At 44.9% G+C, this 12801-nt stretch carries 7 protein-coding genes; 3 read left to right on the plus strand and 4 right to left on the minus strand.

Translation table 11 applies throughout. The features are described 5' to 3' along the window. Nucleotides 1-14 precede the first annotated feature (14 nt). The 3 genes from icd to NF543_RS07905 all read right to left on the minus strand — a co-directional run bounded on the left by icd (nucleotide 15) and on the right by NF543_RS07905 (nucleotide 4761). Nucleotides 15-1298 carry an NADP-dependent isocitrate dehydrogenase gene (gene icd / locus NF543_RS07895; protein ID WP_257667577.1) on the minus strand — a complete coding sequence of 428 codons (1284 nt, stop codon included), beginning with the start codon at nucleotides 1296-1298 and terminating at the stop codon, nucleotides 15-17. Between the two features lie 7 nt (nucleotides 1299-1305). After that, nucleotides 1306-3438, minus strand: coding sequence for a cation:proton antiporter (locus NF543_RS07900; protein ID WP_257667578.1), 2133 nt, complete (start codon nucleotides 3436-3438; stop codon nucleotides 1306-1308). Between the two features lie 102 nt (nucleotides 3439-3540). Continuing rightward, nucleotides 3541-4761, minus strand: a complete 1221-nt coding sequence (locus NF543_RS07905; RefSeq protein WP_257667579.1) for an ABC transporter permease — start codon at nucleotides 4759-4761, stop codon at nucleotides 3541-3543. Nucleotides 4762-4945: 184 nt separating this feature from the next. On the opposite strand from NF543_RS07905, the gene fmt reads away from it, so the two are divergent. Both fmt and NF543_RS07915 read left to right on the plus strand, forming a co-directional pair. Then, nucleotides 4946-5863: a methionyl-tRNA formyltransferase gene (fmt, locus tag NF543_RS07910; protein WP_257667580.1), complete on the plus strand. Its 918-nt coding sequence runs from the start codon at nucleotides 4946-4948 to the stop codon at nucleotides 5861-5863. A 420-nt stretch (nucleotides 5864-6283) separates the two neighbouring features. Continuing rightward, nucleotides 6284-7144 (plus strand): sigma-70 family RNA polymerase sigma factor, encoded by an 861-nt coding sequence (locus tag NF543_RS07915; RefSeq protein WP_257667581.1) that lies wholly within the window; start codon nucleotides 6284-6286, stop codon nucleotides 7142-7144. A 98-nt stretch (nucleotides 7145-7242) separates the two neighbouring features. On the opposite strand, the gene NF543_RS07920 is transcribed toward NF543_RS07915, so the two are convergent. Continuing rightward, on the minus strand, nucleotides 7243-10089 hold the full coding sequence (locus tag NF543_RS07920) for a M16 family metallopeptidase (RefSeq protein WP_257667582.1): 2847 nt from the start codon (nucleotides 10087-10089) through the stop codon (nucleotides 7243-7245). Nucleotides 10090-10305: 216 nt separating this feature from the next. Here NF543_RS07920 and NF543_RS07925 point away from each other — a divergent pair, with 216 nt between their 5' ends. Further along, complete coding sequence (locus tag NF543_RS07925; RefSeq protein WP_257667583.1) at nucleotides 10306-12783, plus strand: heavy metal translocating P-type ATPase; 2478 nt, start codon at nucleotides 10306-10308, stop codon at nucleotides 12781-12783. The last annotated feature ends 18 nt before the right edge of the window (nucleotides 12784-12801 follow it).

Raw genomic sequence — 12801 nt, forward strand, 5'->3', positions numbered from 1 at the left:
TGGGGTATTACCTTTTAACGGCTACTCGCGCTTTCCATATTATAAATGATTGCAGATGCAAAATCACTTGTCTTCAACAATTTGCCGTCCTCCATTTGGTTAAAAAAGTCAATGGTGACGGCCTTTTGCAAAATCGTTTCCTGCAATGCGGCAACGATAAGGGAAGCAGCCTCGTTCCATCCAATATATTCAAGCAACATCACCCCACTGAGAATTATGGATGAAGGATTCATGCTGTCTGTATCCGCAAACCGAGGAGCTGTACCGTGCGTCGCTTCAAATACGGCATGACCAGTCTTGTAGTTGATGTTGGCGCCTGGAGCGATCCCAATGCCACCCACAATGGCCGCCAATGCATCAGAAATGTAATCCCCGTTCAGGTTCAATGTGGCAATAACGGAATAATCTTTAGGATTCAGCAATATTTGTTGCAAAAAATTATCTGCAATGACATCCTTGATAATGATTTTACCGTTGCGCTGGGCTTCCTTGAGCGCTGTATTAGCTTGCTGCTCACCTACAGCCACCTTTGTTTTTTCCCATTGCGCCCATGTGTAGGTATGGTCGGCAAATTCGGTTTCGGCTACTTCATACCCCCAGTTTTTAAATGCACCCTCGGTATATTTCATAATATTTCCCTTGTGTACTAAAGTGACCGAAGGAAATCCATGGAAAATGGCATGTTCGATGGCCGACCTAACCAATCGTTTGGATCCTTTTTCGGAAACCGTTTTAATACCAATGGCCGTGCCTTCCGTGAAATCGTAATCTACCGCCATTTCCTTTCTCAGGAAGTCCTTTACCCGTGTGCCGTCAGCCGAGCCCGCGGCAAATTCGATACCGGTGTAGATATCTTCCGTATTTTCCCTAAAAATGACCATGTTTACATATTCAGGGTGTTTCACAGGCGAAGGTACACCTTCAAACCATCGAGTTGGTCGTTGGCAGACATACAGGTCGAGGGCCTTCCGAATTGCTACATTGAGCGAACGTATCCCCTCGCCTATTGGCGTAGTCAACGGCCCCTTAATGGCCACAAGGTGTTCCCTTATGGTAGCTAAGGTCTCACTGGGGAGCCATTCACCAGTCTGTTGGTAAGCTTTTTCACCTGCGAATACTTCCAGCCAATTCACTTTGCGCACTCCAGCATAAGCCTTTTCCACGGCAGCATCAAATACCCTCACAGAGGCGCGCCAAATGTCTGGTCCAATGCCATCCCCTATAATGAATGGGATTTCCACATGATCTGGCACATCCAACGTCCCATCATGTTTCTTCGTTATTTTTCTAATTGCCATGAGGTTATCAATGTTTACCTTTAGTAAATATGTTACCAATTCCTCTACCTATGCGCTGGAATATCGGTGTGGTAGGTACTTCTTCAAATTCATCAAGGGAGTGCCCGCTCCTCCTTTTTGGAAATACCAAGATGCGATTATATTGGTTGTATACTTTTCCTAGTTTTTTAGGTATTCTGTCAAAAGAATGCCGGTATGATACGCCACCTTGCCTTGCGGAAACAAATACAATAAGGTCATTATCTTTTACAAATTCTCGCAATCCGGTCAGATCATCCCATTCGTCATAATTAGCAAACAACACCTTGGTGTTGGTTTTGTTTCGTTTCATATATTCGGTTAAGGCTTTCTTAGTCCGCATGTCGCAGACATATAGGATGGGCATACTCAGTTCACCTGAAAGCCGCAACACTTTTTCTATGCAATAATCAAAGCCAAGTTCAGATTCGGATAGCGGGGGGCAGAATAACACAAGACGTTTTTGCAGCACCAACGGTTTTTCCACATGGCACATAAATAGATTCGTGTCGGTTTGGTTCAGGATACTTTCTGTCTTTTCCCCTACCATTTTCTCAATGATGCCGGGCCTACTGGGCCATCCTAACAAGATGCCGTCTGCCCCTACTTCACGCGCCGCTCTACTGATGCCATTAGCGATATTATGGTCTATGGTGGCCATCATGCTTACTTCCGTTTCACTACCTGAAGCATATTTCGCTGTGGAATCAAGGTTCTTCCGTGCCCGCTGTAGGTTTTGCTCAGCCTGCTCATTATTGGGCACTACCGTCAATACCGTAACGGGGTGTGGCGATTGCTTGCTTTTGATCAATATGGCGAAATCCAGTAAGGATTCCATGTTGTTCAAATTGGCGATAGGTAGCACCAATTGTTCTTCTTTGGCTATATCTCGTTTAGTAGAGATAATATCCTGTTCACCAGCCACGACGATTTTCTTCGATGCGGATTCCGTAACGAGTGAAGCTACAATACAGCTTACCAAAATCAATAAGATTGTCCCGTTCAGCGCATTTTCACCGATAATACCATATTCATGGCCTACCATAATAATGGCCAACGTAGCTGCTGCATGCGCACCGCTTAGCCCATAAATGACCTGTCTTTGGGTATTTGAATAGCGAAAAAACAGCTGGGTGATGAAAGCTGCACTCCACTTACTGAACATAGAAATCCCTATCAGTGTCCCCGCAATGATCAAAGCGTCTCGGCTCTCTATGAGTATCCTCATGTCCACAATCATGCCCACACTGATCAAGAAAAAAGGAATGAAAATTGCATTTCCTATAAATTCTATTCTATTCATCAATGCGGATGAATGGGGAATAAGTCTATTAAGTGCGAGCCCGGCCAAGAATGCTCCAATGATTGGTTCCAAACCGCATAACTCTGAAAGGAATGCGGCAAAGAATACCACTGAAAGGACAAAAATATAATGTGATGTCTTTTCGCTTTCAATTTTTTCGAAAAACCATTTGGCCACACGGGGTATAACGCCGAACATGATGAACAGAAAAGCAGCAAAGGAAATTCCAAATTCTAACCAAAACTGTTGATTCAAATTGTCATAAAATGCTGCTACTATCACAGCGAGTATAACCAATACGGCTGTGTCAGTCAAAATTGTTCCGCCAATAGCAATCGCTACCGCTTCATTCTTGGAAATTCCATATTTATTTACGATGGGATAGGCTACCAATGTATGCGTTGCTAGCATACTGGCTATTAAAATGCTTGGCACCTCATCATAGCCAAGCAAATAGTAACATGTTGGATAGCCCACGGCAATGGGAACCGAAAACGTGAAAAAACCAAACAGGATGCTCTTATGCCGTGTCTTCCGAAATTCGTTCATATCCAATTCCAACCCGGCAATAAACATGATATAAAGCAAGCCAATGGTTGAAAAAAGGTCTACCGCCGAATTTTTTTCAAGCAAGTTCAACCCATTCGGGCCGATTGCTACGCCAGATAGGATAAGACCGATAATGCCTGGTATCTTAATCCTGCGAAGCAAAATGGGAGACAAAAGGATAATGAAAAGTATAAGTGAAAAGATAAGCACGGGGTTGCTCAATGGCGTTTCAAACGCATGGCTTAAATGGTCGAAAATACTATTGGCCATAAAATTACTTTAATACATTCGTTTACGTCATTCACTTAAGCTTGCCTCAAAGATAGCAAAATAAGCCGTTTTAGTGGGTTCCTTAGCTAAAAATTCGTTGACTTATCGGAATTGGATGGCTTTGATGGGACTAATTCTGCTGATGAGGTATGATGGAATCAACAAGACAATCAACGCGATGATGGCTATTCCAATATTGAGCAGAACGACTTCAAAGGCATTGATACTTACGGGAATATAGGACACATAATAAGATGCTTCATCCAGCTTGAAATAATGTGTGTGGCTTTGGAAAAAATAGAAACCCAACCCCAAGGCATTGCCAAATAACAATCCTAAGCCAATTAAGTAGGTTGCATTGTATAAAAACACACTCCGGATACCCCCGTCTGTATAACCCAGGGCCTTCAAGACACCGATCATGGAGGTACGCTCCAAGATGATGATCAGCAATGCAGATACCATATTCACTACAGCTACCACCATCATCAAGATCAGAATAACCACCGTGTTGACATCCAACAAATCCAACCATTTAAATATCTCAGGCAATTGGTCTCTCACATTAACGGCATCTACCTCTATAGGCAATACATCTTGTATCTCTTCAGTAAGTTCGTATAATTTCCCGAAGTCGTCAATGGACACTTCATATCCACCCACTTCGCTTTCACTCCAGTCGTTCAGCCTCCTAATTAATGGAAGGGCCCCGATTACATATACCTTATCGAGTTCTTCTGCTCCAGTATGGTAGATGCCTTTCAGTTGGAATTTGCGCGGCCTAATGCGTTCCTGCACGAAATACATGATAAAATCGTCATCCACGGAAAGATTCAGCCGACTGGCTGTATATTGGGATACCAAGATTTGACCGATGGCCTTTGTACTGTCTGAAAAATCAATCGCATGCCCAGCAACCAGCACATCTTCTATGAAACGCTGATTATAGGTTGAATCTATCCCCTTGAACAATACCCCCTCTACCTCGTCGTTCACATTGATGATACCTGCTTTTGTCGCATAGTACTGGATTGACGACACTCCCTTTATATCCTTCAATTCCGCCATTTTATCTGGTTTCAGTCGGAAAGGTGAATATTCATACGATGCATTCAGGTCATATTTATTCAGGGTGATATCTCCAAAGAAACCGCGTTGTTTAGTCGTTACTTCAGCCTTAAATCCTTTGAGTACCGCAATGGAAAGCATCATGGCGGCTACACCAAGCGCGATGGCCCCGATAGCCACGCGTACGATGAGCTTGGAGAATGTTCGTTTGCCACTAATGGCAATCCTTTTCGCTAAAAAATAAGGGAAGTTCAAGCCTTTCGATATAATTTGTACCTTCGCAAAGGTAAGGAATAGTTAAGTAAATTGAATGGAATGAAACACAGATATACATGGATTGCACAGATTTTCCACCGATATTCCTTTTAATTTTGGGGGAATCATCCATGTATACCCACACAATACCAGCATCGTCCGTTCTATCAAATAAAATAGAAATATGCGTATCATCTTCATGGGCACACCCGAATTTGCCGTGGCATCGTTAGCTGCACTGATTGAGGAGGGAAAGCACATTGTTGCGGTGGTTACGGCACCCGACAAGCCAGCTGGACGAGGGCAAAGACTGCACCAATCGGCTGTAAAGCAATATGCAACAACACAAGGCATTCCCGTATTGCAGCCGGAAAAGTTGCGGAATACAGAGTTTTTAGCCAAACTACGATTATTTGCAGCTGATTTACAGGTGGTGGTAGCTTTCCGTATGTTGCCCGAAGTGGTTTGGGACATGCCCCCTTTGGGAACCGTCAATCTACATGCTTCCCTCCTGCCCCAATATCGGGGAGCTGCACCTATCAACCATGCCATCATCAATGGGGACACTGAAAGCGGTGTCAGCACCTTCCTTCTACGACATGAAATCGACACCGGCAACATCCTGTTTTCGGAAAAGGTGGAGATCGGGCCAAATGATACGGCGGGCGACCTACATGACAAACTAATGGTTGTTGGGGCGGATTTATTGGTCAAGACCGTAAAGGCCATAGCGGAAGGTAAAACGAATCCCATCCCGCAGGAACGCGTAGTGAGGGATGGAGAGCTTAAACATGCGCCAAAAATTTTTAAAGAGGATTGCCTGATAGATTGGCATAAGCCTGTTGGCCAAGTGTATAATTTGATCAGGGGACTCAGCCCCTATCCTGCCGCATACACATTGTTGGAAGGAAAGACATTAAAGCTCATCAAAGCGGATATGGAAGTAGCGACAATGCAACATGCACCGGGCACTTTTCACACGGATGGTAAATCGTTTTTGAAATTTGCCTGTCTAGATGGTTATATAAATGTCCAGGAATTGCAACTTGAAGGCAAACGGAGGATGGGTGTGGAGGAGTTTCTCAGAGGATATCGGTTTTAAATAGTTAACCTATTGCCGGCATTATCATCTCTAGGGTTGTGATAACACAACGCCAAATGGCTGATTTTTCATCTATTGCTTATTATTTTCCGTTTATTGATTCATTTTGAATATGTTAAGTCAATTAGATTAAAGTTGTTCTGTCACAATTATTTCATAATCATGGCACAAATATATACTACAAACACTCGTATAACAATCCAATTATCTTATTAACAATGCTTTACGATGATATATTACCACATTTGCTAAAAGCTGCCAAAAACTACTTTGGAACGCTTTTTGATGGTGTTAAGTGCGCAAAATAATCTGATAATTTCCTCAAAATCAGACAACTTTTTCCCCACAATACAGTTATATGTAGTAGAAAATTTTGTAGTTTTGCAAACTTTTTAGGAAGAAAGGCACTTAATTGATTCAATGAGACAGCTCAAAATTACACAATCCATTACCAATCGGGAATCGCAGTCGTTAGATAAATACCTGCACGAGATTGGTAAAGTAGACTTAATCACAGCCGAAGAAGAGGTTATCCTCGCCCAAAAAATACGGGAAGGTGACCAAGCGGCATTGGAACGTTTGACCAAAACCAATTTGCGTTTTGTGGTATCCGTGGCCAAACAATACCAAAACCAAGGGCTTACGCTTGGTGACTTGATTAATGAGGGAAACCTTGGCTTAATCAAAGCGGCAAAGCGATTCGATGAGACCAAGGGCTTTAAGTTCATTTCATATGCCGTGTGGTGGATTCGTCAGTCCATCCTGCAGGCGATTGCCGAGCAATCGCGTATTGTTCGTTTGCCCCTAAACCAAGTGGGTTCGTTGAGCAAAATCAGCAAGGCTTTTTCCAAATTGGAGCAGGAGTATGAACGTGAACCTTCACCTGAGGAATTGGCAGATATCTTGGAGACAACGGTAGACAAGGTGTCCGATACATTGAGTAATTCCGGTCGCCATGTATCCATGGACGCACCTTTCGTACAAGGTGAGGAAAACACCTTGTTGGATGTCTTGGAAAACAGTGATCCGGATACAGATAGCTCCTTAATCGATGAATCGCTTTCAGAGGAAATCAAACGTTCTTTGGCTACATTGACGGAAAGAGAGCGCGAGATTATCGTGTTGTTCTTTGGCCTTGGTTCTAATCATCAGCTATCGTTGGAGGAAATCGGTGAAAAGTTCAACCTTACTCGTGAGCGAGTGCGCCAGATCAAAGATAAGGCCCTGCAACGGCTTCGTCATACTTCACGTAGCCGCATATTGAAATCTTATTTAGGCTAATTGATTATATTATAGCCATAATGCAATAAAAAACCTCATAGGTTTACGCAAATGTGAAAAACCTATGAGGTTTCTTTCTTATTATTGATCAGGTGCTATTATTCCTCAGGCATCAGGATAAACTTGAACAACCTTTCTTCTATCAAATATTTATTGGCCACCACTTTCACACTTTCTACGGTTACTTTTTTCAATTCGTCTAAAAAAGATAAGATATAGGCAGGGTCCTCCTCGTTTTGGTACGATCCCGAAAGATGTCCCAACCAGAAGCCATTTTCTTTCAACCTCAGTTCCAAGCTCCGTTTCTGCTCACTGATAAATTTTTCTACGTCAGCCTGTTCCGGGCCGTTTTCCTTGATTTTGTTCACCTCATCCATCGCGGAGGCCATCAGTGGTTCCACTTTATCCGGACTGGTGCCATAGCCAATGCTAAACGAATACCGGTGGCGTGGATATTTAGCATAGGAAGCACCAGCCGATACGCCGTAAACACCACTTTCCGCCTCCCTGAGACGCTCAAGCAATTTGATGCTCAGGATACTTTCCAACGCATCCATTTGCATGTTTTCGTCTTCGGAATAGTCATAATCCCCGAAGTAATATAAACGTACGCTTGATTTCTGTTCCTTACCACGATGTACAGTACGTTGTAGTCCTTTCGTCGGTGGGTAGATACCAAGGTCATAGGCCCTCTCTCCCCTATTTGTACTGGGCAACCCACCCAAATATTGCGTTATCAAAGGGAGTATTTCCGCTTCGGTAAAGTTCCCAACAATGGTCACTGTGAAATCTGATGCATCGGCAAAGCGTTCCTTGTAGATTTCATAGGCACGCTGGGGATTGATATTGGCCACTTGATCTACCGTCATGCTCATCCGCCGGGGATTGTTATTGTAGAGCACGGCATTTATCGTGTCGGAAAATACGGCATTAGGGTCATCCAATCGGTTGGCCAATGACGCCTTTATTCGCTCCATGGTACCCTTGAACACTTCTAGGTCCAATCTGGGGTCGGTGAAGTAAGCATACACCAGCTCAAAAGCGGTTTGCAGATCTTTCTTGCCACTGGAGGCATTGAAGCCTTCCGATCGTTCACCAATGTAGGGTGATACAGATATTTTCTTGCCACTCAGGTATTTGGTGAATTGTGTGGCATCATATGCACCCAGACCGCTCCCTCCTATCACCGTAGTGGCATATGCTGCCGACAAGAAGTCTGTATCGCTGTACAATGAGGTGCCACCCGGACTGAAGGCTGTCATCTGGATTTCGTCATTCTTGAAATCCGTGGGTTTGAGCAATACCTTTACGTCGTTGCTCAGGGTAAGCACGGTGAGACCTAACTCGGGTTGCTCAACCCTGTTTTCAACGGTTCCTGCTTGTGGTTGCTGCTTCAACAAGGGTTCATCCAACACATTGTCATCATATGGTGTTATTTCAGTGTCCTTGATTGTTGCTAACCATCCATTCACCGTGCTTTCATCTGGCAAACTGTCCTGCTCCTTGTCGGGAGCCATCACCAGCACATCACGGTTATTGTCTACATAGTAGCGTGTACCTAGCCCGCTCACATCTTCCAGCGTGATGGTGCCTATAAGCTGCTTGCCTAACCTATACCGATCTTCGTTACTTAGTACTTTGGTCCCCTCAAGAAAATGGTTGAGATAAGATCCCACATAGCTTTCTGATTTCCGCTTGTCACGCTCGGCATATGAAGACTCCACGCTGGTAAGGTAGTTGCTTTTGGCACGCTCCATTTCCGTTGACGTGAAGCCATATCGTTTTATTCGCTCGAATTCGGTTACTACGGCGTTCAATCCGCGTTCTATCTCCCTTGGTTTAGCTACCAAATACATAGTGAATGCATCCAGTCCACGCATGAACCCGCCGATGCTGCCCCCTCCTTGTATAAATGGGGGGTCAGACTGCCTGGATAGTTCCGCAAAGCGCGCCCCAGCCATTTGGTTGAAAAGTGATTTGGCTATCTGTACCTTATAGTCCGCTATGGTTTCCGCTTTTGATTCGGGATGTTTGACGATTACCTGTACCACCGTATTAGTCATCTCAGGGTCGGTCACGGTCATGAATTGATTCTTTCCATTCAGGGGTATATTATATTCATTACGAGCTGGCGCATTATCCGGAGTTTTCAGATCGGCAAATAATGTCTTGATCTGCATTTCCATCTCGGTCACATCAATATCACCTACCACAATGATGGCCTGCAAATTTGGCCGGTACCACATGCGATGGAAGTTGCGAAGCGTCTCATACCCAAAGCCTTCAATGTTTTCCTTGGTGCCGATAGGCAGACGGTTCGCATACCTTGAATGGTTGAATATCATGGGGAGGTATTGATCGCGCATCCGTTGCTGCGCTCCCCGTCCTCCTAGCATCTCATTGAGTACAACCCCCCGTTCCTTGTCTATTTCCTCCCCATCCAGCAGTGCATCCTGCGCCCAATCGCGCATCACTTGCAAACCGTTTTTCAGCAACTCGGGGTCATCCGAGGGAATAGGCAATTGGTATACCGTTTCATCAAACGACGTATAGGCATTTAGGTCGGAGCCGAAGCGCACACCGGCACGTTGTAGGTAATCCACCAGTTGATTTTTCGGGAAATGCTTGGTTCCGTTGAACTGCATATGCTCAAGAAAATGGGCCAGACCTACCTCATCTTCGGTTTCTAGTATCGAGCCTACCTTGGTGGCCAGATACATCACCACGCGGTCCTTGGGTTCCACATTGCGGCGGATGTAGTATTCGAAGCCATTGGCCAGCTGGCCGCGGATTACCCCAGTATCCATGGCCAATGTATCGGTCAGCTGTATGGTATCTATCGGTATACGGGGTTGGTCTTTGTTGATTGTCGGTTTGCTGGATGCGAGCAATAGCAACACCAAAGGCAAGGTTATTGCACAAATAAATCGTTTGTTGAAGTGCATAAAATTTAAATTAATACAAATGGATGAAATGCCAGTTTTGGAGATTAGTCATGTGCCAAATGTAGTATTATTTTCACTAAACCAAACGTTAAATAGTGTTAAGGAAATACACTGATGGGTGGAATGGTATAGCATAAAACATAAACTTTTCCTATTATTCCATAAAACATCTTATCGATTTAGCCCGACATTTGTATTGTCCAATCAATGAAAAATATGGAAAACATAAATGAAACAACACCGATAAGCGAGGGGAGTCTTATCCCTATCAAGAATAATGAGCATCCTGTCGCTTACATTCCACTTGAAGGCGTGGAAAGTGAACATTGTGCCCTCATTGTAGATAAAGGGCTTGACGAAGTGCCAACCATCATGAAGCATCAGGTGGAGCTCAATAATAAACGGGCGATGATCGCTTCAGACAACCTAACATCCGCTATTCCGGAGGCTGTGGATAAGATCCGTGGCCTGGGATATGCGGTGCCCACGGTCAAAAAAACGTTCCCCGTGCTCAACCTCTCGTGTGCTTCCTGTGCCAATAGCACCGAAACTATGCTGACGGCACAACCCGGCGTACTGTCCGCTACCGTAAACTATGCCAACGCAACGGCGAAGGTAGAATACATCCCCGGCATCGCCGACGCCCAGCAATTAAAAACAGCCATACAATCCATCGGCTATGATTTGATGGTTGATGAATCTGCGGAAGCCTCCGAATCATTGGAAGCCGTGCATAAACAGCACTTTCTTTCTTTAAAACGGAGAACCGTTGGCGCCATTTTATTGGCCATCCCGTTGGTCATCATGGGCATGACCCCGGCTTTGATGGATTGGTCATATACCAACTACCTCATGTGGGCATTGGCCACACCCATCGTCTTTGTTTTCGGTAGGCAATTTTATATCGGGGCATACAAACAGGCTAAGCACCGCTCGGCTAATATGGACACCTTGGTGGCCCTAAGCACCGGTGTAGCCTATCTTTTCAGCGTATATAATACATTATTCCCTGATTTTTGGCATAACAGGGGACTGCATGCTCATGTCTATTTTGAATCGGCAGGCGTAGTCATTGCTTTCATTTTGTTGGGCAAATTGTTGGAAGAGCGGGCAAAGGGAAGTACCTCGTCTGCCATCAAGAAGCTGATGGGACTTCAACCCAAAACAGTGACCATCGTACACCATGGTGGCCATCAGATGGAAATCCCCATCTCTAAGGTCAATGTTGGCGATACAATATTGGTAAAACCTGGTGAAAAAATTGCGGTAGACGGCACCGTAGTTTCCGGCAATTCCTATGTGGATGAAAGCATGATTAGCGGTGAACCTGTACCAGTAGCGAAAACAAAGGACGCTACCGTATTTGCTGGTACGATCAATCAAAAGGGAAGCTTCCAATTTAAAGCGGAAAAAGTGGGTGGCGAAACATTGCTTGGGCAAATCATCAAAATGGTGCAGGATGCCCAAGGCAGTAAGGCCCCTGTACAAAAGCTAGTCGACAAGATATCGGGCATATTTGTGCCAATCGTTATCGGCATCGCACTATTGAGTTTTGTGCTCTGGATGTTCTTGGATACACAGGAGGGCTTCACCCATGGTTTACTGGCCTTGGTCACCGTGTTGGTCATCGCATGTCCTTGTGCATTGGGATTGGCCACGCCTACGGCCATTATGGTTGGTGTGGGCAAGGGGGCGGAGCAAGGTATTCTCATCAAAGATGCTGAAAGCCTTGAACTGGCAAAAAAATTGAACGCCATTGTCCTCGACAAAACGGGTACCATAACGGAAGGTAAGCCGGAGGTGGTTGCGTTGAAATGGTTTGTAAATGAAACAGACCAGCTGCGTAATATCCTGTATAGCATCGAAAAATCATCCGAGCATCCCTTGGCAGATGCCGTGGTTAAATCTCTCAAGGAAAAATCGAGCTTCATTGATACCTTGGATATCGAAAACATTAGCGGACAGGGCATACATGGCCAATATCAAGGAAAAGGCTACATCATCGGTAATGCCGTATTAGCGCGCAAAAAGGGGATTTCAATTGGTGCAGAAGCCAAGCAATGGATAGACGAAAAATTGGACCGCGCCCATACGGTTATCCATTTTGCCGATGAGGGTACCCTATTAGCAGCAATAGCCATTGCCGACAGGATTAAACCCTCTTCCATTGAAGCGGTTAGGCAGCTCCAATCTAACGGTATTGAAGTATATATGCTTACCGGAGACAACGAGCAGACCGCACGGGCCGTCGCTAAGCAAACGGGTATCAAACAATATAAGGCCAATGTATTACCGGCCGAAAAGGCTGCATTTGTCAAGGATTTACAGGCTCAAAATAAGATAGTGGGCATGGTGGGTGATGGCATCAATGACAGCAATGCACTTGCCCAAGCTAATGTGGGCATCGCCATGGGCAAAGGGAGTGATATTGCCATGGATGTGGCCAAAATGACCATTATTTCCAGTGAACTCACCAAAATCCCGCAGGCCATACAGCTTTCAAGGAAAACGGTCACCGCCATCCGGCAGAATCTTTTCTGGGCATTTATCTACAATATAATTGGTATCCCGATTGCTGCGGGTTTGTTATACTCGATTAACGGATTTTTGCTCGACCCCATGTGGGCCGGCGCAGCTATGGCATTGAGTAGCGTGAGCGTGGTGTCCAATAGTTTGCGGTTGAAATGGAGTTAATAAGGAACCGGCAGATGC

Origin of the sequence: Parapedobacter tibetensis (assembly GCF_024704835.1) — a bacterium.
GTDB classification, from domain to species: Bacteria; Bacteroidota; Bacteroidia; order Sphingobacteriales; family Sphingobacteriaceae; genus Parapedobacter; species Parapedobacter tibetensis.

Excerpts from the sequence above, each read along its gene's own strand:
- icd (WP_257667577.1), bottom strand. The coding sequence starts at position 1,298 with ATGGCAATTAGAAAAATAACGAAGAAACATGATGGGACGTTGGATGTG.
- NF543_RS07915 (WP_257667581.1), top strand. The coding sequence starts at position 6,284 with ATGAGACAGCTCAAAATTACACAATCCATTACCAATCGGGAATCGCAG.
- fmt (WP_257667580.1), top strand. The coding sequence starts at position 4,946 with ATGCGTATCATCTTCATGGGCACACCCGAATTTGCCGTGGCATCGTTA.
- NF543_RS07900 (WP_257667578.1), bottom strand. The coding sequence starts at position 3,438 with ATGGCCAATAGTATTTTCGACCATTTAAGCCATGCGTTTGAAACGCCA.
- NF543_RS07920 (WP_257667582.1), bottom strand. The coding sequence starts at position 10,089 with ATGCACTTCAACAAACGATTTATTTGTGCAATAACCTTGCCTTTGGTG.
- NF543_RS07925 (WP_257667583.1), top strand. The coding sequence starts at position 10,306 with ATGGAAAACATAAATGAAACAACACCGATAAGCGAGGGGAGTCTTATC.